Origin of the sequence: Pseudomonas tritici (genome assembly GCF_014268275.3) — a bacterium.
In the GTDB taxonomy this organism is placed as follows: Bacteria; Pseudomonadota; Gammaproteobacteria; order Pseudomonadales; family Pseudomonadaceae; genus Aquipseudomonas; species Aquipseudomonas tritici.
The window spans coordinates 3,643,683-3,666,479 of record NZ_CP077084.1 but is presented as its reverse complement, the minus strand read 5'-3'; the positions used below and the strand labels follow the sequence as shown (position 1 = coordinate 3,666,479).

21 protein-coding genes and 1 pseudogene are annotated in these 22,797 nt (G+C 60.9%); 11 read left to right on the top strand and 11 right to left on the bottom strand.

The window, feature by feature from the left end; genetic code table 11:
• Nucleotides 1-432, bottom strand: a complete 432-nt coding sequence (locus tag HU722_RS16420) for a nuclear transport factor 2 family protein (RefSeq protein WP_065880644.1) — start codon at nt 430-432, stop codon at nt 1-3.
• Between the two features lie 218 nt (nt 433-650).
• Here HU722_RS16420 and HU722_RS16415 point away from each other — a divergent pair, with 218 nt between their 5' ends.
• From HU722_RS16415 to HU722_RS16400, 4 genes and pseudogenes are all read left to right on the top strand, one after another.
• Nucleotides 651-1,748: an SMP-30/gluconolactonase/LRE family protein gene (locus tag HU722_RS16415; RefSeq protein ID WP_065890892.1), complete on the top strand. Its 1,098-nt coding sequence runs from the start codon at nt 651-653 to the stop codon at nt 1,746-1,748.
• Nucleotides 1,749-1,844: 96 nt separating this feature from the next.
• A complete protein-coding gene (locus tag HU722_RS16410) occupies nt 1,845-2,063 on the top strand; it encodes a DUF6434 domain-containing protein (protein WP_065872878.1) in 219 nt (72 codons plus the stop codon).
• Complete coding sequence (locus HU722_RS16405) at nt 2,060-2,530, top strand: RidA family protein (RefSeq protein ID WP_010210112.1); 471 nt, start codon at nt 2,060-2,062, stop codon at nt 2,528-2,530. The genes HU722_RS16410 and HU722_RS16405 overlap by 4 nt, the downstream gene beginning before the upstream one ends.
• A 75-nt stretch (nt 2,531-2,605) precedes the next feature.
• A pseudogene (locus tag HU722_RS16400) lies at nt 2,606-2,881 on the top strand (CPBP family intramembrane glutamic endopeptidase); the annotation flags it as partial.
• A gap of 128 nt (nt 2,882-3,009) precedes the next feature.
• Here HU722_RS16400 and HU722_RS16395 read toward each other — a convergent pair.
• Together HU722_RS16395 and HU722_RS16390 are read right to left on the bottom strand one after the other, a co-directional pair.
• A complete protein-coding gene (locus HU722_RS16395) occupies nt 3,010-4,719 on the bottom strand; it encodes an amidase (protein WP_083213978.1) in 1,710 nt (569 codons plus the stop codon).
• A gap of 54 nt (nt 4,720-4,773) precedes the next feature.
• Complete coding sequence (locus HU722_RS16390) at nt 4,774-5,562, bottom strand: helix-turn-helix domain-containing protein (RefSeq protein ID WP_065890894.1); 789 nt, start codon at nt 5,560-5,562, stop codon at nt 4,774-4,776.
• Nucleotides 5,563-5,645: 83 nt separating this feature from the next.
• Here HU722_RS16390 and HU722_RS16385 point away from each other — a divergent pair, with 83 nt between their 5' ends.
• Both HU722_RS16385 and HU722_RS16380 read left to right on the top strand, forming a co-directional pair.
• A complete protein-coding gene (locus HU722_RS16385) occupies nt 5,646-5,951 on the top strand; it encodes a DUF2834 domain-containing protein (RefSeq protein WP_065872881.1) in 306 nt (101 codons plus the stop codon).
• A complete protein-coding gene (locus tag HU722_RS16380; RefSeq protein WP_065890895.1) occupies nt 5,944-6,384 on the top strand; it encodes an MAPEG family protein in 441 nt (146 codons plus the stop codon). The genes HU722_RS16385 and HU722_RS16380 overlap by 8 nt, the downstream gene beginning before the upstream one ends.
• On the opposite strand, the gene HU722_RS16375 is transcribed toward HU722_RS16380, so the two are convergent.
• The 3 genes from HU722_RS16375 to HU722_RS16365 form a co-directional block, all read right to left on the bottom strand.
• Nucleotides 6,381-7,541, bottom strand: coding sequence for a GGDEF domain-containing protein (locus tag HU722_RS16375; protein ID WP_065872883.1), 1,161 nt, complete (start codon nt 7,539-7,541; stop codon nt 6,381-6,383). The genes HU722_RS16380 and HU722_RS16375 overlap by 4 nt on opposite strands.
• A 92-nt stretch (nt 7,542-7,633) precedes the next feature.
• Nucleotides 7,634-8,764: a sensor histidine kinase gene (locus tag HU722_RS16370; protein WP_065872884.1), complete on the bottom strand. Its 1,131-nt coding sequence runs from the start codon at nt 8,762-8,764 to the stop codon at nt 7,634-7,636.
• Between the two features lie 121 nt (nt 8,765-8,885).
• The gene (locus HU722_RS16365) at nt 8,886-10,097 is read right to left on the bottom strand and encodes an MFS transporter (RefSeq protein ID WP_065880636.1); all 1,212 of its coding nucleotides are present in this window, start codon (nt 10,095-10,097) and stop codon (nt 8,886-8,888) included.
• Between the two features lie 144 nt (nt 10,098-10,241).
• Here HU722_RS16365 and HU722_RS16360 point away from each other — a divergent pair, with 144 nt between their 5' ends.
• Nucleotides 10,242-11,015 (top strand): AraC family transcriptional regulator, encoded by a 774-nt coding sequence (locus tag HU722_RS16360; RefSeq protein WP_065890896.1) that lies wholly within the window; start codon nt 10,242-10,244, stop codon nt 11,013-11,015.
• Nucleotides 11,016-11,027: 12 nt separating this feature from the next.
• Here HU722_RS16360 and HU722_RS16355 read toward each other — a convergent pair whose 3' ends face one another.
• From HU722_RS16355 to HU722_RS16345, 3 genes are read right to left on the bottom strand one after another with little or no spacing between them, the layout of a single operon-like run.
• The gene (locus tag HU722_RS16355) at nt 11,028-13,631 is read right to left on the bottom strand and encodes a bifunctional diguanylate cyclase/phosphodiesterase (protein WP_065890897.1); all 2,604 of its coding nucleotides are present in this window, start codon (nt 13,629-13,631) and stop codon (nt 11,028-11,030) included.
• Nucleotides 13,632-13,664: 33 nt separating this feature from the next.
• Nucleotides 13,665-14,870: an MFS transporter gene (locus HU722_RS16350; protein WP_065890898.1), complete on the bottom strand. Its 1,206-nt coding sequence runs from the start codon at nt 14,868-14,870 to the stop codon at nt 13,665-13,667.
• The gene (locus HU722_RS16345) at nt 14,870-15,892 is read right to left on the bottom strand and encodes an alpha/beta hydrolase (protein WP_065880632.1); all 1,023 of its coding nucleotides are present in this window, start codon (nt 15,890-15,892) and stop codon (nt 14,870-14,872) included. Before HU722_RS16345 ends, HU722_RS16350 begins: the two co-directional genes overlap by 1 nt.
• A 166-nt stretch (nt 15,893-16,058) precedes the next feature.
• Between HU722_RS16345 and HU722_RS16340 the strand changes: the two genes are divergently transcribed.
• A complete protein-coding gene (locus tag HU722_RS16340; protein WP_065890899.1) occupies nt 16,059-16,979 on the top strand; it encodes an AraC family transcriptional regulator in 921 nt (306 codons plus the stop codon).
• A 112-nt stretch (nt 16,980-17,091) separates the two neighbouring features.
• Here HU722_RS16340 and proP read toward each other — a convergent pair whose 3' ends face one another.
• Nucleotides 17,092-18,594, bottom strand: coding sequence for a glycine betaine/L-proline transporter ProP (gene proP, locus HU722_RS16335; protein ID WP_065872891.1), 1,503 nt, complete (start codon nt 18,592-18,594; stop codon nt 17,092-17,094).
• 153 nt (nt 18,595-18,747) lie between these two features.
• Here proP and HU722_RS16330 point away from each other — a divergent pair, with 153 nt between their 5' ends.
• Together HU722_RS16330 and HU722_RS16325 are read left to right on the top strand one after the other, a co-directional pair.
• Nucleotides 18,748-19,278, top strand: coding sequence for a GNAT family N-acetyltransferase (locus HU722_RS16330; RefSeq protein WP_065872892.1), 531 nt, complete (start codon nt 18,748-18,750; stop codon nt 19,276-19,278).
• Nucleotides 19,279-19,421: 143 nt separating this feature from the next.
• Nucleotides 19,422-20,825 carry an MFS transporter gene (locus HU722_RS16325; RefSeq protein WP_065872893.1) on the top strand — a complete coding sequence of 468 codons (1,404 nt, stop codon included), beginning with the start codon at nt 19,422-19,424 and terminating at the stop codon, nt 20,823-20,825.
• On the opposite strand, the gene HU722_RS16320 is transcribed toward HU722_RS16325, so the two are convergent.
• Nucleotides 20,812-21,789, bottom strand: a complete 978-nt coding sequence (locus HU722_RS16320) for a DMT family transporter (RefSeq protein ID WP_065872894.1) — start codon at nt 21,787-21,789, stop codon at nt 20,812-20,814. The genes HU722_RS16325 and HU722_RS16320 overlap by 14 nt on opposite strands.
• A 94-nt stretch (nt 21,790-21,883) precedes the next feature.
• Between HU722_RS16320 and HU722_RS16315 the strand changes: the two genes are divergently transcribed.
• Entirely contained in the window at nt 21,884-22,786 is a 903-nt protein-coding gene (locus HU722_RS16315) for a LysR substrate-binding domain-containing protein (protein WP_065880630.1), read from the top strand.
• Nucleotides 22,787-22,797 lie beyond the last annotated feature (11 nt).

Sequence of the window (22,797 nt, the reverse complement as noted above, 5' to 3'; positions counted from 1 at the left end):
TCAGTACTTGTAAGCCTGGCGCCCGATTAGCAGCCACTTGCCTTTCTGCTTCTGCCAAACCTGGAAATTGTCGATGTCGGTGGGCACTTCAACGCCACTGTTCACGGCCAGCGCGTGGAAGTGGTTGCGCACCAGGGCGGTGTCGCCTTGCAGGGTGACGGTCTGGTTCTGCATTTCCAGGGTCTTGAAGGCGCTGGTGTGGGTTTCCAGGTCGGCGATGAATTGCGCTTTGTTCTGCACCTTGCCGCTGGAATGGCCGTAGGTGAGTTTGTCGGACGTCAGCGCATCAAGCTGCTTGAGGTCCAGGTGCAGCATGGCTTGGGTCAGTTGGTCGACCGCTTGGGCCACCTCCTTTTCCGCAGGGGCAGGCGCTGCGGCGACATAGCCGGTAAACAGGCAGAGAAAACCGATCAGTACTTTGATTTTTTGCATGTGGGGTTCCTTATTGTTGTTGGGGTAGCGGACAACACGTTACTGTTTGTGTCGTCGTACAACATTGCTCTATCCACGCTTATTTTGAAAACTAAATTTTTGATTATTTACAGAGTTCCTGCATTGCATGGGGCTTGAGGTTTCATTGTTCTTGTACGATGTCCCATCACTGATTAAGAATGTTGTCCCGTCTAACAATAAAATAACGGAGACACACAATGAATCTTCCCCCTCTGCCTGCGCGGACTGACCACAGTCGCCGCGTCTTCCTCAAGCGTTCCTTGGCGGTTTCCGCATCGGTCGCGGTGCTGGGCAACCTGCCTCACCTGGCAGAAGCCGTCGAGCCGTTGAGCCAGCGTTATCCAGACCCACTGATCAAAGTGCTCGATGACAGTTTCCTGGAGTTGCGTCTGTTCAACGCCAGTGTCGAACGGCTGGCGACAGGTTTGCGCTGGGCCGAGGGGCCGGTGTGGGTCGGCGATGGCCGCTACTTGCTGGTCAGCGATATTCCCAATAACCGTATCGTGCGCTGGGACGAAGTGACCGACAGCCTGTCGGTCTACCGCGAAAACGCTAATTTCTCCAACGGCATGTGCCGCGATCGCCAGGGCCGCTTGTTGGTGTGCGAAGGTTCGACGACCACCCGCGAGGGCCGGCGAATTACCCGCACCGAACACAACGGCAGCATCACCGTGCTGGCCGACAGCTTTGACGGCAAACCTTTCAATTCGCCCAACGATATCGTGTGCAAGCGAGATGGCTCAGTGTGGTTCAGTGACCCGCCGTTCCAAACCGGCAACAACTACGAAGGGCACAAGATCACGCCCACCCAACCCCATGGCGTCTATCGCATCGATGGCGAAAGCGGCACGGTCACGCGAGTGATCGACGACCTCAACGGGCCCAATGGCCTGTGTTTTTCACCTGATGAACAAGTCTTGTACGTAGTGGAAGGTCGGGCCAAACCCAACCGGTTGATCTGGGCCATCGATGTCAAGGACGACGGCACGCTCGGCGCCCGTCGCAAGCACATCGAAGGTTTCGACTACGCAGCGCTGGACGGCATCAAGTGTGACGAGAGCGGCAACCTGTGGTGCGGTTGGGGCGGCAATGGTGACCCCAAGGCCGACCTGGAAAAACTCGATGGTGTGCGTGTGTTCAATCCACAAGGCAAGGCCATCGGGCATATCTCGTTGCCCGAGCGCTGCCCCAACCTGTGTTTTGGCGGTCGCGAAGGCAACCGCCTGTTCATGGCCGGCAGCCATTCGATCTACGCGTTGTTCGTCAATACGCGGGACGCCGGCTTCGGCAGCTAACGTGTAAAAAAAACACGATGGGCGTCGGTTGGCAGGCGTTCATCGTGGCATTTGGCGCTATGCTGCTGGCTCCTGAGGCATCAGAGCGTCAAGCAAATGGACTTCAATTGGCACAGCGACTCCATCACCCGCAGCACCCCCGTGACCCCACACTACAAAAATACTCAAAACGTACGCCGCTTCATGCTTGAGCACTGCGGTCCGGGGTTCAAATTCGATCGTCCCTTTATGGCCTGGATTCGCAACGACCAGCCCAAGACCCTGGGCGACGTGGTGGATGAGTGGCTGCGCCGAAACGAGGATTCACGCCCATGACACCCGATGAGAAATACCAGGCCGCCCAGCAACGCCTTGGCTATCAGCTGGACGAATTCAAAATCGGCGGCAACTACACGCCGTTGGTTCGCGACGGCAACCACCTCTACATCAGTGGCCAGATCCCCCGCGTCGGCGATGCGATCGTGCTGCCGGGCAAGGTTGGGGCAAGCCTGACCGTGGCCCAGGCGCAAATCGCCGCCGGTATCAGTGCCTTGCGTTGCTTGGGGTTGCTCAAGCAGGCGTTGGGTTCGCTGGACCAGGTCAGGGCGATCCCGCGCATCACCGTGTACGTGCGCAGTGCCGAGGATTTTGATCAGCAGAGTGAAGTGGCCAACGGCGCGTCGGATTTGTTGCACGAAATTCTGGGTGCCGCCGGGGCGCACACGCGTACGTCGGTGGGGGTGATGCAGTTGCCGAAGTCGGCGGCGGTGGAGGTCGATATGATTGCGGTGGCACACGGTTGAGCGACCGATGATTACCCAGGGAATGGCGGTACTGATTAACTACGGCACGTATCTGGCGCCGGGCCTACGGCGCCAAATGCATTGGAAGAAGTGTTGTTTCGCGGTTATTTGCAGGGTTATCTGGAACAGCATGTCGCGCCCTTACGCGCCGCACTGGCCAGCGGAGTGGCGTTTGCGGCTTGCCATGCGTTCCTGGCACTGAGCGTCACCCAGTTGGGCTGGCCGGTGTTGTTGTTCACGCTGGTCGAAGGGTTGGCCTGTGCGCTGGTGCGCATGCGCTACGGGGTGTTGGCGGCGACGCTGACCCATGGCACGGCAATCCTGCTGGTTGCCGTGCCTCAGATGGCTTGATGTGAAATGCAGGCGAAAATGTGGGAGCTGGCTTGCCTGCGAAAGCGGTGGATCAGTCGGCATATCTGTCACTGAAAGACCGCATTCGCGGGCAAGCCCGCTCCCACATTTTGATTGCGTTGAGTCAGTTACATCGGCGCCAACGGCGGTGTGCGCGGTGGAATCTGGCGCTTGCTGCCCGTCGCTTCATACGCCGAGGCAAACCGCAGCAGCGCCGAATCATCATAGGCGCGCCCGGCGAATGTCAGCCCTATCGGCATGCCAATATCCGCCATTACGCCCATCGGCACGGTAACGGTCGGTACGCCCAGGTGGCGGATGGCGAGGTTGCCGTTAGCCACCCAGACGCCGTTGCTCCAGGCGATATCGGCTGAGGCTTCGTTCACGTCGGCATCCGCCGGGCCCACGTCGGCCACGGTGGGGAACAGCACGGCGTCGAGGCCGAGCTTGTCCATCCAGGCTTCCAAGTCGATCCTCCGGGTTTGCTCCAATCCGCGCAGGCCGTCGGGGACGGTACTAATCTGGTCCCACGGGGTGATGCCGCGCTCGGCCATGCGCACGTATTCGTCCATGCCGGCGGCCAAGTCGTCCTCACGGTTGGGCAAGGTGCCTGGGTCGTGGGGGAAGATCTTTGGCCCGTCCACATCCGCCAAGCGGTTGAGCGCCGGGTCGTTGTTGGCGCGCAGGAAGTCGTCAAACGCCCAGGCTGACAGTTCCCACAGTTCATCGTGGAGGAATTCCTTGGACACCAGCCCCCGGGTGAACACGGTGGGTGCGCCAGGGCGGTCGCCTTCGCAGTTGGACACGAGCGGGAAATCCACATCAATCACTTCCGCGCCGGCCGCTGTCAGCGCCTGGCGCGCGTCTTGCCACAGGTCGATCACGCTGGCGCGGGTGTTGATTTTCTGCCCGGTCGGGCCACCGATCCCGGGTTTTTCGCTGGTGCCGGCGTCGGGGTCGGCGTTGATGTACATGCGCGGCACGCCAAAGCGTTTGCCCGCCAGGGATTCGGCAGGCGCCGCCAATTCAGCGTAGGAAGCAGGGCGTACCGAGGTGACGCTCGGGATCGGCACCCACGGCTGCAGGCGCCACAGGTCGCCACGGGTGTCCAGGTCTTCGGCGACCACCACGTCGAGCACTTCCAGCAGGTCGGCCATGGTGCGGGCGTAGGGCACCACCACGTCCATGGTCGGCGTGAGCGGCCAGTTGCCGCGCACCGAAATCACCCCGCGGGACGGGGTGTAGGCGCACAGGCCATTGTTGGACGCCGGGCCGCGCCCGCTCGACCAGGTTTCTTCTGCCAGGCCAAAGGCCGCAAAGCTCGCCGCCGTCGCGGTGCCAGCGCCGTTGGACGAGCCGGAGGCGAACGGCGCGGTCAGGTAATCGGCGTTATACGGGCTTTCTGCGCGGCCATACACGCCACGTTGCATCCCGCCATTGGCCATCGGCGGCATATTGGTCTTGCCCAGGCAGATGGCACCGCCGGCGCGCAGACGCTCGATGGTGAACGCATCACGTTGCGCGACCAGCTTGGCAAACGCCGGGCTGCCGGATGCCGCAGTCAGGCCCTTGACCAGGTAGCTGTCTTTGGCGGTGTAAGGAATGCCGTCCAAGGGCCCCAAGGTTTCGCCTTTGGCCCGGCGTGCATCGGACGCCTCGGCTTCTTTCAGCGCTTCGGGGTTGCGCACCACCACGGCGTTCAAGGCGGTGGCGGTCTGCGGACCGTCATAGGCATCGATTCGCGCCAGGTATGCCTGGACCAGTTCAACGGCCGTGGTCTGGCCGGACTCAAGCGCCGCGCGCAATTGGGCAATGGAGACTTCAGTAACTTGCATCACGTTTTTTTCGCCGCCTTCAAATGGGGGGATGGCGGCAGTCTACGTACAGATATTTCACAAAACCAGCGCCGCATAATCCGCATAGGCGCCGCGCATCACCTGCCACGTCGCCTCGTCAGCGGGAATCAGGTGTTCGATGCGCAGGGAGGTGAGGGTGATGTCCTGGGGCATGCCGAAGGTGGTGAAGGTGGACAAAAAGCTCAGCTCGCCCTGGGTTGAGCGCAGGCGGGTCAGCACCAGCGGTGGCAGGTGCGCGGGCAGTTCAGCGTTGGTCGGGGTTGGCAGGCTCGCCAGTAGCGCGGCCAGTTCCGGATTGCCCAGCGCCTCGCGAGTGGCACGCTGCCAGGCCAGGGTGCGGATCTCATCGGCATTGAGCAGATGATCGCCGAGGCCGCCGGCTTGGAGCAGGGTGGTCAGCAGGTTCAAACCTTCAGCCGCATCGGGCGGGATACCCACCAATGCCAACAACACGCCGGTACTGGCATTCGCTGCGAGTACTTGCCACTGGCTGTCCAACAGGATCGCAGGCGCTGGGTTGTTGGCGTGCAGTACATGGCTGACCGCTTCGCGAATCGCGGCCATGGCGGGCGAGGCGAGCGGAGTGGCGGTATAGCGCGGGGCGAATCCGGCCGCAAGGAAGACGCGGTTGCACTGGTCCAACGGTGCCTCCAGCGCCGTCAGCAGGTTATGCAAGGTGACGGGGCTCGGCTTGGCGCGGCCGGTTTCGAGGCAACTGAGGTGGCGCTGGGAAAAGCCGGTGATGAGCGCCAGGTCGAGTTGGCTCAGCTTGGCCTGTCGGCGTAATTGGCGCAGTTGTTCGCCGGCAGTTGAAGGGGCGTCCATGGCGTGGTCATGACCTCCGAGGTCATTGCGAAGGGCTGAACCTTATCACTAACTTAGGCCTTCATCATTCCAAGGATGCGACCATGAGACGACCCTCTATTGCCCTGGCGAGCTTGCTGGGATTTTCGTTGTACACCCTGGCGACGATGCTGACGGCGGAGCAGTCGCTGCTGGCATTTGGGCTGGAACTGATGTCGCGGCCGGACACGGCGCAGGTGGTGATAGACCTGTACTTGATGGCGGTGCTGGCGTGCGTATGGATGTACCGGGATGCGCGGCGGCGAGGACGGTCGATGGCTTCGGTGGTGCCGTACTGGGTGCTCACGGCGGTGTTTGTGTCGGTGGGGCCGTTGCTGTATCTCGTGGTGAACGGGTACCGAGATGAATGAGCTTTTGCAGGTCTACGCGCTGTGTGTGCTGGTGCTGTGCCTGAAGATGTTTGCGATTTCCTGCTATCAGGGCTTTTTTCGGATACGGGGTTTCGCATTTACCAATCGTGAGGATGCGGCGTTCTTCAATCGGGCCGTGCATTCAGAGGAGGTGCCGCAAGTCGCCAGGGCGGCCAAGGCCTGGGCGAATGACTTGGAGAACATTCCAATATTTTTCGTGTTGGGGGGACTTTGCATCGGGCTGGGAGCTACCGGCACTCTGACTGCAGGGCTGTTTGTGTGTTTTACCCTTGCCCGGGTCGCACACACGCTGATGTATCTGGCTGGCTGCCAGCCTTGGCGCACACTCGCGTATGGACTGGGCTGCATTTGCTTGTTCGGGCTGGGCATCACGCTGAGCGCCAGATTGATGGACTTTCCCATTCACGTTTAGGATGCAGCTCCCGTTCTATCCACCAACCGGATGCTATCCCGCCCGCCACGCTTGGATTCATACAAGATGCTGTCACCTTGCTCAATCAGCACCGCGAGGCTGGGGGGTGGCTGGTCGAACAGGTTGGCGCCGATGCTCAGGGTCACGGGTGCAGGCGTCATGAAGGTCTGCGAGGCCAGGTGATGAAACTGTTCGCGCAGGCTGCTGCCCAGTTCGACAATCTGCTCAGTCGAGGCCGGATTCAACAGGATCACGAACTCATCCCCACCCAAACGCGCAGCCAGCGCGCCCTGAGGCATCGCGCCACGAATCAATTCGCTCAAGGCGATCAACAAGCGGTCGCCGGCGGTGTGGCCATGAAGGTCGTTGACCAATTTGAAATTGTCGATATCGATCAGCAGTAAGGCGCCGGGTTGTGCGGGCGATACCTGGGCCAGCAAGCGCGGCGCGCGCAGGTCGAGGGCGCGGCGGTTGTACAGGGCGGTCAGTGGGTCACGGGCGGCGAGGCGGGCGATCTGTTGTTCGCGGCGGTATCGCTCGGAGCCGGTCATCGACAATGCAATCAACATGATCGCCATGGCGCCTTCCACCAGGGAAATCTGGATGATCTCGCCCTTGAATGCGGCGAGGTCGATCAAGGTGCCCGGGATCAGCACCGATAACGCCTTGGCCACATAGAACGCGCCATGGATCAGCAGCACGTAGCGCAATTGCACCGCGCCGATGCTCAAGGATTTGCCATGGGGCCGCAGCAAAAAGCTGGCGCGCAGCGTCGGCAACGCCACCAACAGTGACTGCACCGCCAGCATGGCTTTGGACCATGACGGGTCCACCGGCAGCATCAGCATGCCCAGCCAGGTCAACAACATCAGCAGCCACAGCGGCGACAGGCGGGTTTGAGTAAATCGCGCCACCCCAAGTAAAAACAGGAAGTGTGCGGTCACCAGCAAGCCATTGGCGAACCAGATGCCGATTATCATAAAGCCATTGATGCGCAGCAGGGCGAGCGTGGAGCCAAGGCCGATAGTGGCGAAACCGGCGCTCCAGCACAGCAGCGACGGTTCGCGCACGCTGCGCCATTCAACGGCCAGGTACAGGGCGGCAGCGGCTGCCAGGGCAACGGAAAGTGCCAAAATCGTAGGAGGGTCGAGCGTCATGTTGCCGGGCCGCCTGGGGTGCGTTTGAAAGCGCGATTGTAAGCGTTTCCGACGCGTTTTCGGAGCCTTGCTGGCGAGTAGCTATCAGTGTGTCAAGCTGCAACCAGCGGCACCGTCACCCGAAACTCCGTACCCCACTGCGACGTTGACGTGACCTCGATCGAACCGTCATGGGCCGCCACGATCTCGGACGCGATGAAAAGCCCCAGCCCGAGGCCTTCTGCAGGGCCATGCTCAATCACCGAGCGCTGCGAAAAACGCCCCATGGGATTGAAAATGAACGGCAACACATCCTCTGGAATCGGCGCGCCTTGATTGTGAACGGTGAACACCAGGCTGCCCTCTGAAACCGCGAGCCGTACCGTGATCGGCAGGCGAGCATCGCCGTGCTGCACCGCATTACTGATGATATTGGAGAACACCTGCTCCATGCGCGCGCCGTCGAACGCCCCAAGCGCGGGCGCTGTGGTTTCATATTTGAGTTGCGCGTGGGGGTGAAACGAGCGCATTTCTTCGACGATGCGTTCGCAAATGGGGGCCAAGTCAACGTCCACCCGTTTCACGGGGATGCCGGGGCCCATCTGGCACCGGGTCAAATCCAGCAGGTCGCCGACAATCTGGCTCGCCCGTTGAACACTGGTGTAAATCTGCCCGGCGACTTTGTTGCCGCGTTCCCCGAGCTCTTCCGAACGCCGAAGTATGTCGGCGCCTAGCAGAATGGCGCCCAAGGGCGTGCGCAAATCATGGCCGAGGATACCCAGGAACACATTGCGCGAGGCTTCTACCGCCCGTGAGTAACTGGCAATGGACTCCGTGAGGGCTTGATCGATGGCTTCATGAAAGCGGTTCATGTCATCGATATCCAGCGGCGTGCCGTGTTTGACCTGCTGGAGCCACTGGCTGAGCACGCTGGTGCGCAGCGCGCGGTATTCAGACACCATCTGATCAATCGAGAAACCCGCCATCAAGCGTGTCACGGCATGGGTTTCGGCGGGGGTTTCGTCTTCGTCCTGCGGTGCGAGGCCCTGGGCCTTGTCGATTTGCTCCTGCGCGGTCTGCGTGTTGCGCAGGTCCATGGCAATGGCTCGCAGCATCTGCTCGGCATGATCACGCAGGTCTACACGGTCGAGATCAGCCCCAGGCGTCTGGATAGTGCGGGCAAAGTCCTCCCAGGCCTGAAGGATCGGCTCGAGGTTCTCAATAATGAAATCTGCCAGACGCATACGGGTGTTTCCTTGGTAGGGAGGCAAGCGTGAACGCACAGGAAGCCGCCAAACAAGGATTTAAACATGGATTGGCCTGTTCAGCTTGCGCAGGCGTTCGTGCCTGCGCATGCCGTAGACGTCAAACGCCTTTGGTTGACGGTAACAATATCGTCAGGATGCCGACTAACGGCAGGAACGAGCAGATTTTGTAGACGTATTCGATGCCGTGGCTATCGGCAAGCAACCCCAGCAACGCTGCACCAATCCCGCTGAAGCCGAACATCAGGCCGAAGAATATCCCGGCGATCATGCCCACATTGCCCGGCACCAGTTCCTGGGCAAACACCACGATGGCCGAGAACGCCGAGGCGAGCACAAAACCGATCACCACGCTCAGCACCGCCGTCCAGTACAGGTCGACGTAGGGCAGCGCGAGGGTGAACGGCGCGGCGCCGAGGATGGAGAACCAGATGACCTTCTTGCGGCCGATCTTGTCGCCAATCGGGCCGCCCGCGAAGGTACCGACGGCAACCGCACCGAGGAACAGGAACAGGTACATCTGCGAGCTGGCGACGGACAGCTGGAATTTTTCAATCAGGTAAAAGGTGAAGTAGCTGGTCAGGCTGGTCATGTAGAAGTACTTGGAAAACACCAGCGCAGCCAGCACCACCAAGGCAAAGGTCACGCGGCCTTTGGACAAACCATGGGTGGCTTGGCCGCCTTGCTTGAGCTTGAACAGGTTGAGGTGGTTACGGTACCAGCGGCTTAAACCGTAGAGCACCAGGATCGCGAACACCGCAAACAGCCCGAACCAGGCGATATGGCCCTGGCCGTAGGGAATGATGATTGCCGCCGCGAGCAACGGGCCCAAGGCGCTGCCGGTGTTGCCGCCGACCTGGAACGTCGACTGCGCCAGGCCGTAGCGCCCGCCGGAGGCCAGGCGTGCGACGCGCGAGGTTTCCGGGTGGAAGGTCGACGAGCCGACACCGACTAAACCGGCTGCGAGCAGGATGGCCGGGAAGCTGCCGACAAACGCCAGCATCAGGATGCCGATCAGGGTGCACACCATGCCCGCTGGCAGCAGCCACGGTTTAGGGTGACGGTCGGTGTGGTAGCCGATCCACGGCTGCAGCAACGAGGCAGTCAGCTGGAAGGTCAGGGTGATCAGGCCCACTTGGGTAAACGACAGGCCGTAGTTGGCCTTGAGCATCGGGTAGATCGACGGCAGCACGGCCTGGATCAGGTCATTGATCAAATGCGCCAGGGCGCAGGCGCCAAGGACGCGCATGACCAAGGGGCTGGCCTGGGGCGCAGTGGTTGCAGCGGCGGGTGACGCAGTGAGGGTCGACATGCAGGCATTCCATTCAAGGCGGCGAACACAGGTGGCAACTTCTTAGGTGGCCATCCATTACAAAATGATTCGGGAGTTATGCTAGATTCGCTGCAAATGCCTGTCTCGCGAAATTCGGGAGGCAACTAGCGCAAAAAGGGCGAAATGATCAAATCACTGGATCTATTTTTACAGGAGATCGACGAGGGCGATTGGGCTGTCATCAGTTCGGCCACCGATTATCCGGAAAACTGGGTGATCCCCGACCACAGCCATGAGAAGCATCAACTGCTGTACGCCACCGAAGGCGTGATGGTGGTGCACTCGGCGCAGAACCAGTGGACGGTGCCGCCCAATCGCGGCTTCTGGATGCCCAGTGGGCACGTCCACTCCTTGCGTTGTGTAGGCCCGTTGAAGATGCGCAGCGTCTTTGTCCGTCCCGACAGCTTTCCCAATTTGCCCACCGAAACCAAGGCCGTGAGCATTTCGCCCCTGCTGAGTGAGCTGATCAAGGCGTCGGTGAGCTTGAAACCACCGTATGCCGAGGACTCACGGGACGCGCGCATCATGCACCTGATTCTGGACGAGCTGGCACTGCTGCCGGCTTTGCCACTCTCGCTGCCGCAACCCGCCGACCCGCGCGTCCACCGGATCTGCCAGGCGTTGCAGGATGAACCGGGCGATGCCTCGACGGTGGCGGACTGGAGCGAGCGCTTGAACCTTGACCAGAAAACCATCCAGCGCCTGTTCCGCAAGGAAACCGGCATGACGTTCGGCCAGTGGCGCCAACAAGCAAGGCTGCTGCTGGCGCTGGAGCGCATTGCGGTGGGCGAAAAGGTGATCGATATCGCCCTGGAGCTGGGGTATGAAAGCCCGAGCGCGTTCACCAGCATGTTCAAGAAGCAGTTCGGCAAGACGCCCAGCCATTTTTTCAGGTAGCGCCCGGCGTTATCAATGGACGATGCCGGCTTGCACGTCCAACAGGCGAGTGAAGGTTTCGATGTCCAGGGGGCGACTGAGGAAATAGCCTTGGCCCTCTTCACAGGCCACGGCCTTGAGCAGTGCCACGTGTTCAGCCGTTTCGACGCCTTCGGCCGTTACCGTCAGTGCCAGGGCGCGGCCCAGGCCGACAATGGCCTGGATAATCGCCTTGTCATCGTCGCTTTCTTCCAGCCGGGTCAGGAAGCTGCGGTCTATCTTCAAACCGTCGAACGGGAACGTGCGCAGGTAGCTCAGGGATGAGTAACCGGTGCCGAAGTCATCCATGGCGATGCGTATGCCCAATTGTTTGAGCGTGCGCATGACCTCCAGCGCCCCGGTGGCATCTTCGAGCATGACGCTTTCGGTGATTTCCAGTTCCACGCGTGCGGGTTCGATACCCGAGGTTTTCAGGGCCTGGCGTACGCGCTCTACCAGGTTGCCACGCTTGAATTCCATAGGGGACAGGTTCACCGACACAAAAAGATGCTCTGGCCACTGGGCTGCGCTTTTACAAGCGGTTTCAAGTACCCAGTCGCTCAGGGCCAGGATCAGCCCGGACTCTTCGGCAATCGGAATAAAGGTGTCCGGCGTGATCAGGCCGCGCACCGGATGTTGCCAGCGCACCAGGGCTTCAGCGCCGACCATCTGGCCGTCGGCGATGCGATAGCGCGGCTGGAAGTGCAGGCGCAGCTCGGCATGTTTGATTGCAAAGCGCAGGTCGCTCTCCAGGCGTCGGCGTTCGATGATCCGCGCGTTCATATCGCCGGAGTAGAACCGCCAGGTATTACGGCCCGCAGCCTTTGCCTCGTACAGCGCAATATCGGCGTAACGCAGCAGCTCCGTGGCTTCGCGCGCATCGTTGGGGGCGATGGCAATGCCAATACTGGCGCTGATGAACACCTCTTGCTCGTCGATTCTGATCGTGCGCTCGATCGATTCGATCAAGCGCTTGCACAGGGCTTCGACCTCGTCTTGAGTGCCTGCATCGCTCAGGATCAGCACAAATTCATCACCGCCGACACGGGCGACCAGATCACCATGGCGCACGCAGGCGGCCAGGCGGGCCGACACCTCGTTGAGCACCCGGTCGCCGGCAGCGTGCCCGAGCAGATCGTTGACCGGTTTGAACCGATCAAGGTCCAGGCTGAGCATTACCAGCGGCTGCGTTGAAGTGGACACCTCAGCTGTTGACAGCTCCGCGCTCGACAGCGCCTTGAACTTGCCCTCCAGGAACGCTTGCAGCCGCGTGCGATTGGGCAGCCCGGTGAGGGCGTCGTGCTGAGACAAGAACTCGATGCGTCGACGGGACTCGACTTCTTCCGTCACGTCGGTGGCTGTCCCGCGAAAGCCGCCACACGGCATCTGCCGCGCTGACAGCCGTGTGCTGCGTTCCAGCCCCAGTGCATCGACGTAGCGGCACTGCACACTGATATCCGGGCGGCGTCCGGGGGTGCTGAGCCATTGCGAGAGCAGGCCGGTCTCGGTCTCGAGCAAGTCGTTCATCGTGGCACCGATCCACGCATGCCGCGCCAACCCGGTGACGCCTTCGAAGCGCTCCGACAGGTAGGTAAAGCGCCAACCGGCGTCGATTTCCCACACCCAATCTGAACTCGCCTCCACCACATCGCGAAAGCGTGCTTCGCTGGTCGCCAAGGCGTTCTGGCTGTTCTGCAGCGACGAATGGCTAGCGTCCAGGGCGAGCGCGGCCGCCGTGGTGCGGCGTGAAATGACCCAGCTCATTACGCATACCAATAACGCGGCCAGGCCAAGCAGGGGCAGGCCTACGCCCATCAAGCGCAAACCGGGTCGGGCCGGCTCCCAATGCAGGCTGCCGGCAGCGCCGTTGTCGCCGAGGGGGAACAGCAACGTCTTGCCGATTTCATCAGGGGTAGCGATGTGCAGCTTGCTCACGCCGAATTCATCGCCGATCACGGCCAGCTTGGCACTGTTGAGGATGTCGACGAAGATCAGTACCGAGGCAGGCCGGCCATCCGGTTTCACCGTAGGGTCTGTGCCGGGGGTGATGGCGGCTGCGGCCACCAGCGCGGGGCTGCCCTTAACGTTGATGAAGGCTGTGGCGGGTGTTTCGCTGTCGGCGCCTGCACGTGCTTGCTCCACAATCCCGGCAAAGGGCTGGTCGAGCCATTGCGCGAGTTCGACATCTTGCAGCTTTCCATCGACGACCGCGTAGACCGTGCGGTTGGCATCATTGACCACAAACAGGCCTTGAAAACCGAAATCTTCGAACAGCGTGGCGCCGATATTGCCGCGGACATACGCCCAATCACTGTCCACTTTAACGTGCAGGTGTTTGTAGGCATCGCTCCAGAACGCGTAGTCCTTGACCGTCACCCGCAGGGTTTTTTCCAGGGATTGCACGGCTTTACGGGTATAGAAGGCGCTTTCTGCCTGTTCGGCACGGTCCAACTCATAGGCGAGGTAAACCAGCGAATAGGCTGCCGCCGCAAAGACGACAGCCAGCAACGCCATGAACTTGAACAGTGAGGTACGTGCCAGCGAAAGGCTGGTGCGATCGGAAAGCGAGCGGACAATAGGGGCGAGGGTATTCGGCATTGTTTCCGGCAGGGCGTCACTGCAAGTCAGAAGTTATCCCTTGTTATCGGCGAGCCCGGCGAAATATTTAGACCGCCACAGGTGATTACCGCTGGCGCGTGCTGCCAGCCAAGCCAGTAAGGCAGCGGCGCCCAGCACTGCCGCGCTCAACTCGAATGTCGCCTGATACCCGCTCAGGTCAAACACCAGGCCTCCCACGATAGCGCCTGAGGCGATCGCCAGTTGAATGATCGCAACCATCAAGCCGCCCCCTGCTTCGGCATCGTCGGGCAGGGTTCTCGACAGCCAGGTCCACCAGCCCACCGGTGCGGCAGTCGCGACCAGGCCCCAAAGCCCGAGTAACACGGTGGTCAGCACGGTGGAACTGCCTACCATGACCAGTGCCAGCGCAATCCCTGCCATCAATAACGGGATGATCGCCACTGTCAGGAAAAGGCCTTTTTTCAGGAACCGCTCAATCAGGAACGTCCCCGCAAACCCTGCCAGCCCCAACACCAGCAGCATCAACGACAGCCGGGAAACGCTGACCTGGGTGACGGTCTCCAGAAACGGTCGCAGGTAGGTGAACAGCATGAATTGGCCCATGAAAAATGCGCTTACCGCCAGCATGCCCAATGCCACCGGCGTGCGTTTCAACACGTGCAGCAGGCTGCTTTTCTTCGCGCTGACGTCTGATGTGATCGACGGCATGCTCACCATCAACCAAGCCGCCGCCAACACCGCAACCGGGACGACGCAAAAAAACGCCCCGCGCCAACCGATCAAACCGCCGACAAAGCTGCCCAGCGGCGCGGCGATGACGGTGGCCAGCGCGTTGCCGCCATTGACGATGGCCAATGCGCGCGGCACCTGTGGCTGTGGCACCAGGCGCATGGCGGTGGCCGCCGACAGCGACCAGAAACCGCCGATGGCCACGCCGATCAAGGCACGGCCAACCATGAACACCAGGTAATTTGGCGCGAACGCCACCACCGTGCCAGAGATGATCATCAGCAGGGTCAAGGACAGCAGCAGGCGCTTGCGATCGACCCGCGCCGCCACGGCCGCGATCATCAGGCTCGTGAGCAAGGCAAACAACCCGGACACCGAAATGCCCTGGCCGGCCTGGCCTTCGGTGATGTGCAGGTCGGCCGCCAGCGGCGTCAGCAGGCTCACGGGCATGAATTCGGACGCGACCAGGGCAAATGCCGCCAGCGACATAGCGAGTACGGCGCCCCAGTTTTTTGTGGTGTGGGTCATCACTTCAAATGGCTCTTGAAGAAGGTGGTGAGCTTGGCGAACGGGATCAGGTCGACCCGGTCGTACAAATCCACATGGCCCGCGTTAGGGATGATGACCAGCTCTTTGGGTTCGGCGGCACGCTGATAGGCGTCCTCGCTGAATTCACGGGAATGGGCGTTGGCGCCGGCGATCAGCAACAGCGGGCGTGGGGAAATCGTCTCAATGTCGTTGAACGGGTAGAAGTTCATGAACTTCACGTTGCTGCTCAGAGTCGGCCGCGTAGTGGTTTGCGGCGAGGCACCGGTCGGGGTGAACTCACCACGCGGTGTGCGGTAGAAATCGTAGAACTCATCGCCAATCGCATCGCCGGTCAGGGTAAGGGGCGTGCCGCCGGTGTAGACGGTCTCGCCACCCTGGAACTCCACGTAGCGCTGGTTGGCGGCTTGCAGCATGACCTGTTGGCGCTGCGCCAGGGTCACGCCATGTTTGAGGCCATTGCGGTTGGCGGCGCCCATGTCGTACATGCTCACGGTAGCAATCGCCTTGAGGCGTGGGTCGATCTTCGCCGCAGCGATAGCGAAACTGCCACTGCCGCAGACGCCGATCACGCCAATGCGCTCGCGGTCGACGATTGGGCGGGTGCCGAGGTAATCCACGGCGGCGCTGAAGGCTTCGCTGTAGAGTTCGGGCAACACGGCGTTGCGCGGCTCGCCTGCACTGGCGCCCCAGAACGACAGGTCCAGCGACAGGGTGACAAAACCCTGTTCAGCCATTTTGGTGGCGTAGAGGTTTGCGCTTTGTTCTTTGACGGCACCCATCGGGTGGCCGACGATGATGGCGGCATTTTTGGAGGCCGGAGCAAGGTGCTTGGGCACGAACAGATTGCCTGCGATCGCCATGCCGTATTGATTGTTGAAGGTGACTTTTTCGACGGTCACCTGTTCGCTTTGGTAGAAGTTGTTGGCTCCGTTGGACATATCGGCTCCCAGTGAAGAAAAAGAAGTCACCAGCAAACCCAGGGCGAGCAAGAGGCTTTTCATCGGATGATCCTTGAGAAGGTCGGTCCGCACATTTTCCCTAGGCAGGGCGGGGTTCTGTAGTGCGTTTCACTGGATTACTTGCCTGATCCTCTGAGTCTTGCGGTTTGCCGGGGACGCCCACGGGCTGGCCGGGGTAAAGTCCAGTCAAGAGAGGAACGAGCGTGTTATGACGATCAATCAAACAGCGTTGGATGTACTGATCCAGGCCATCGGTTCGCGGGTGCACGCGCCCGGCGACTACTCCATGCCGATTCCCGGCCTGGGCTTTTATCGACGGGAGCAACCCGCGCAACCGGTGGTGTGCATGGTCGAGCCGTGCATCGTGCTGGTGGCCCAGGGTGAAAAGCAGTTGTGGGTCGGCGGGGAGGGGTATCCGTATGACACCTCGCGGTTTCTGGTGACCTCATTGGACATCCCGGCCAACTCCGAAGTGATCGCCGCCAGCCCCGAGCAACCGTGCCTGGGGCTGACGTTCAAGCTGGACCTGCGCATCCTGGCTGAGCTGATTGCCCAGAGCGAGCTGCCACCGACCCGTGAACGGGCAGTGCTGAAAGGGGTGGGGATTGGCACCGTCACTGAAGGCATGCTCGCGTCGTTCGCACGACTCGTCGCGTTGCTGGATGAGCCCGAAGCCATTCCGGTGCTGGCGCCGTTGATCCAGCGCGAGATCCATTACCGGCTCTTGAAAAGCGACCAGGCTGGCCGCCTGCGGCAGATATGTTCAGTCGACGGGCAGGGCTATCGCATCGCCCGGGCGATCGACTGGCTCAAGCTCAACTACGACGCGGCGCTGCGCGTGGAAGAGCTGGCCGCGCGCGTGCAAATGAGCGCAGCGACCTTTCATCATCACTTTCGCCAGTTGACGGCGATGAGCCCGCTGCAGTACCAGAAGTGGTTGCGCCTGAACGAGGCGCGGCGCTTGATGTTGAACGAGCACCATGACGTGTCCAGCGCGGCGTTCAAGGTGGGCTATGAAAGCCCGTCGCAGTTCAGCCGCGAATACGGCCGCTTGTTCGGCGTGCCGCCCAAGCGCGATATTGCAGCGCTGCGTGGCAAGGTCGGGGTGGCTGATCGGGCGTCAAATTAGCGGAACCCATTCCAGGTCGGCGATCACGGTGCGCTCATCGGCGCTGAGCAAGAATTTGAGGCGGTGACCCTCGATTGGCGTGGTGGCCGGGGCCACCTCGCACGTTCAGGCTTTAATTGATCCGCGGATGCTGCTGCACCAGGTTCTGGCGCTTGGCTTCCAGAGCGGCAATTTCTGCATCGATGTCTTCGATTTTCTGCTCGATATTGTCGTGATGTTCCTGCAGCAACTCCTTGGCTTCTTCCATGTCCGAAGCGGCCGGCGCTGCGCCGCGCAATGGCTTGTTGGCGGTTTCCTTCATGGTCAGGCCGGTGATCAGGCCGACTACGGCAAACACCATCAGGTAGTAGGCGGGCATGAACAGGTCGTTGGTGCTTTCTACCAGCCAGGCCACGGCGGTTGGCGTGAGGCCGGCGATCAGTACTGAAACGTTGAACGCAGCGGCCAAGGCGCTGTAGCGCAGGTGGGTGGGGAACATCGCGGGCAGTGTCGAGGCCATCACGCCGATGAAGAAGTTGAGGATCACGGCCAGGATCAGCAAGCCGGCGAAGATCAACCCGATCTTGCCGCTGGTGATCAGCATAAACGCCGGGATGGACAGGAACAGCAAACCGATGCTGCCAGCGATGATGAAAGGCTTGCGGCCGATCTTGTCGCTGATAAAGCCAATGAACGGCTGCACGAACAGCATGCCGACCATGATCGCGATGATGATCAGCACGCCGCTGTTTTCTTTGTAGTGCAGGTTATGTGACAGGTAGCTCGGCATGTAGGTGAGCAACATGTAGTACGTCACGTTGGTCGCCGCGACTATACCGATGCAGGTCAGCAGGCTGCGCCAGTGCTTGGTCGCGACTTCCTTGAACGAGACTTTGGGGCCGTGGGTCAGGCCTTCGCGGTCGCCTTGCTCGAGTTTGTCCATGTGCTGTTGGAATGCTGGTGTTTCTTCCAGTGCATGGCGCAGATACAGGCCGATGATGCCCAGGGGCAAGGCGAGGAAGAACGGCAGGCGCCAGCCCCATGCTTCGAATTCGGCTTCGCCCAGGACGCTGGAAATCAGTACCACTACGCCTGCGCCCAGGACGAAACCAGCGATGGAACCAAAGTCCAGCCAACTGCCCAGGAAGCCGCGCTTGCGGTCCGGGGCGTACTCGGCGACGAAGATCGACGCGCCGGTGTATTCACCGCCCACCGAGAAGCCCTGGGCCATTTTGCACAGCAACAGCAGGATCGGCGCCCAGATGCCAATCGAGGCATAACCGGGGATGAGGCCAATGGCAAAGGTGCTCAGGGACATGATCACGATGGTCGCGGCGAGCACTTTTTGCCGTCCGTACTTATCGCCCAGTGCACCAAAGAACAGGCCGCCCAGGGGACGGATCAGGAAGGGCACGGAGAAGGTGCCGAGTGCAGCGATCATTTGTACGCTGGGCGAGGCGTCGGGGAAGAACACCTTGCCGAGCACATAGGCGACAAATCCGTAGACGCCAAAGTCGAACCATTCCATGGCGTTACCCAGTGCGGCGGCGGTGATTGCCTTGCGCACCTTGGTGTCGTCGACAATGGTGATGTCTTTCAATCCGATCGGTTTGACGCTTTTCTTACGTAATTTCATGCGGGGCACTCTAAAGCAGAACAGGGGAGGTGCCATCGCAGCGATGGCACCGCTCTGTCAGTTCAGATACAAGCGGACATGAAATAATTCACCGTTATTTGCTTTTTTTTGCAGATGCATTGAACTTCGTCGATTCACAACGGAGCGATCTGAATGCCCGCGACTTTTTCCCGCCTCATCTACCGTCCACCGCAGCCCGCAGACGTGCAGCGATTGTTCGCGATCTTCGGCGACCCGCAGACCAACCTGTTTAATCCCGCCGGCCCCATGGTCACCCTCGGCGATGCGCAACGCCTGCTGGATCGTTGGCTGGGGCAGTGGGCCGCTCAGGGGTATGGCTGGTGGGCGATTGCGCGAAATGAGGCGCCGGAACACATCATCGGCTTCGGTGGGATCGCGCCACTCCACTACTTGGCCGAACAGCGCATCAACCTGGGTTACCGGTTTGCAGTGGAAGCCTGGGGGCAGGGCTACGCGACCGAGCTTGGCCGCGATGCGCTGGCGCTGGCATTTGAAACCCTGGGCGTGCCCGAAGTGTTCGGCCTGGTACGACCGGACCACGCAGCCTCGATCCGCGTTCTGGAAAAGATCGGTATGCAGCCTTTCGGCGTTCTTGACGATGTGCCGGGCAAGTCGCCAAGCCGGGTGTTTCGCATTTGTCATCCTACAACTGCTTTTGCCTGACCTTTCACATAGCCGCGCAATACCTCGATAAAGGGCAATCTTTCAGATTGACACCGTGTAGGTGTCCCGATATAAAAGTCGCAGTTGTACGACGACATATGACGTTACATATGTCCTACCTAACAAAAATAAAAAGTGATGCCATGAACTTGAACGAGCCCATCAACGCCCATCGCGTTGGCCAAGCTGTAGGCAACTATCGCTGGACCATCTGCGCGATGCTGTTCTTCGCGACCACCGTCAACTACCTCGACCGCCAGGTGCTCAGTCTCTTGGCGCCGCAGTTGTCGACGCAATTTGGCTGGAGCAACACCGACTACGCCAACATTGCTGCAGTTTTCCAGTTTGTCTACGCGATCTCCATGCTGTTCGCCGGGCGCTTTGTCGACAAGATCGGCACCAAGGCAGCCTACGTGGTGGCGATTGGCATCTGGTCCACGGGTGCCATCATGCATGCGTTCTCGGTGCCGATGGGCGAGGGCATCGCAGCGATCAGCGGCGCGATTGGGCTGGCAGTGATTCCTGTGTCGATTGCAGGGTTCATGCTGTCCCGTGCAGTGTTGGCGATTGGCGAGGCGGGCAACTTCCCAATTGCGATCAAGGCGACTGCCGAATACTTCCCCAAGAAAGAACGCTCGCTGGCCACCGGTATCTTCAATTCCGGGGCCAACGTCGGTGCCATCCTGGCGCCTATCTGCGTGCCGTTGATTGCCGGTTTATGGGGCTGGGAAGCGGCGTTTATTGTGATCGGTGGGTTGGGTTTCGTGTGGGTGGCGGTGTGGATCGCACTCTATAAGAAGCCGGACGAGCAAAAGCGTCTGTCGCCCGAAGAGCTGGCCTACATCCGCAGCGACCAGACCGTGCAGCCCTTCACGCCTGAACCCGCTGGCGCAGTGGCGAAAAAAGTCTCGTGGTTCAAGTTGCTCACTTACCGCCAGACCTGGGCCTTTGCTTTCGGCAAGTTCATGACTGACGGCGTGTGGTGGTTCTTCCTGTTCTGGCTGCCCACCTATCTGTCGGCGCAATATGGTATGAAAGGCCCCGACATCGTGCTGCCGCTGGCGGTGCTGTACAGCATGACCATGGTTGGCAGTATCGGCGGCGGCTGGTTCCCCAGCTACTTCATGGCGCGCGGCGATGCGCCGTATGACGGCCGCATGAAAGCCATGCTGGTGATTGCGCTGTTCCCGCTCGTGGTACTGCTGGCGCAGCCGTTGGGTTACATCAGCTTCTGGGTCCCGGTATTACTGATCGGCGTGGGCGCGTCGGCGCACCAGGCGTGGTCGTGCAACATCTTCACCACCGTGTCTGATATGTTCCCGCAGAAGACCGTAGCCTCGGTGGTCGGCATCGGCGGCATGGCCGGCGGCCTGGGCGGCGTGGTGATGACCAAGATCGGCGGCTGGGTGTTCGATTACTACAAGTCCATCAACGACATCCACACCGGCTACATGATCATGTTCGCCATTTGCGCACTGGCCTACCTGGTGGCCTGGAGCGTGATGAAGACACTGGTGCCGCGTCACAAGGAAATCACTGACCTGTAATTGGCACGGGCAAGGCGGTGTCTCGCTTGGCTATCAGGATGATGCGCACCGCCATCACCACGCCGATCAGCACCGCCGCCAGGCCTGCAGCTTCCATGAGCGTCGGGCCCCGGCCTGCGAACCCCAGGCCGAGCAGGGTGGCGAACAGTGATTCAAGGGCGATCAACTGGCCGCTCAGGACCATGGGTAAGCGACGTGTTGCGGCGTTCCAGGCCCAGGCGCCGACCACGGTGGACATCACGGCAATCACCAAGCCCCAGGCATACAACGGCGCCGCCTGTTCAAGCCCAGCGCCGAGGACTGGCAGCCTCAGCAACCCCAGGGCCTGCATGAACGGCCACAGGCACAGCGCAGCGATGCCGGCCCCGGCCAGCATCAGCGCGGTCCAAAGCCCGGTCGCCTGAGCCGGTAACTGCATCAGGTGCTGTTGGTTGAGCACGCTGAACAGTAGCCATAAGGCCACGGCACCCAGCGACCAAAACAACCCCGACAACCACGAACCGGCACTCAACGACGGTTGATGAAGGCTGCCGACGTTCGACAGTGCCAGCCCTGTCATCAGGCACGACAAGGGGGTGATCAGTCGACGCCATTCGACGGTCTTGTGCCGCGCATTGCCCAGCAACGCGAGCAGCACCGGCACCGTCCCGACGACCGCCGGCGTGAGCACCGGCCCGGCAAAGTGCACGCCGGCGGCGATGCACACGCCATAACCCAGGCAACCCAACGCGCCCAGCCCGCCTGCCAGCAATCGCTGGCCAGGCGTGATCAGGTGCAAATGAGCGCGACTCAGGAGTATCCAACCGACGCCCAGCCCGCCGACGAACAGGAATCGCACGAGCATCAGGTCGTAGAGGCTGTAGGCGCCGGTCACGTAGGGGGTGATGAAGTTCAGCGCCCAGCCGAGGGTTGCAATCACCGCTAGGAACAGTCCGACCAGTATTGAAGCAGGTGCAGAATTCATCCGAGTTATCCATCAAGTAATGGATACACATGGTGCCCAGCCGCGCGGCCGTGCTACAAACGAGTTCTCGGCCCTGGATGCATAACCCAAGATTATGAATGCGCTCGGCAAAACCTTACCGCCCCTTGCCAGCTTGCTGCCCTTCGAAGCGGCGGCACGCCTGGAGAGTTTCTCCAAGGCAGCCGATGAGCTGCACATCACCCAGGCCGCGATCAGCCGGCAGATCCGTGGGCTCGAGGATAACCTCGGGATCAAGCTGTTTCAGCGGCGCAATCGTGCCGTGTTCCTCACGCCAGAGGGCCGCGAGCTGGGGCGGGTGATCAGCGAGGCGCTGCGCAGCATCGGTGACGGCGCCGCCCGCCTGCGCGCGGCGCACCCCAGCAATCGTGTGGTGCTGCTCTGCCAGTTGTGTGAAGCGTTTTACTGGCTGATGCCGCGCTTATCGACGTTTCACCAGCAATACCCGCAGATCGAAATCCAGGTGGTGACTACCACCCGACCCTTGATTGAATTCAACGACCCCTTTGACGTTGCGCTGCAAAGCACGCGGCGCGCCAGCGGGGCTCATCCGCTGATATTTACAGCCTCGGACGAAGTCTTTCCGGTGTGCAGTCCGCTCTACCTGGCCGTAGAGCAACCGCTGTCACTAAATGCATTGCAGCGTCATACGTTCTTGCACCACAGCGCACCGCCGCCGCATCTGATGGAGTGGGAGGAGTGGCTGCAGGTGTTTGGCCATAGGCTGGCCGGGGACGCGCGAAGTGCCACGTTCGACAGCTACCCACTGATGTTGCAGGCCGCTGTTGAGGGGTACGGGATTGCCATGGGCTGGCGTCGCACCGCGAGCCGCTTGATTGAAAGTGGCGCGCTGGTGAGGCCGTGCGCCGAGAGCGTGCACTTGCCCGACGCTATTTCGGTTTATCGGCATCAAGCGGCTGGGAGGCGGGATGGAGTGGCGGCGCTGCTCGCCTGGCTCGAGGCGCAGTTGCAGGATTAAGGATGACAGGG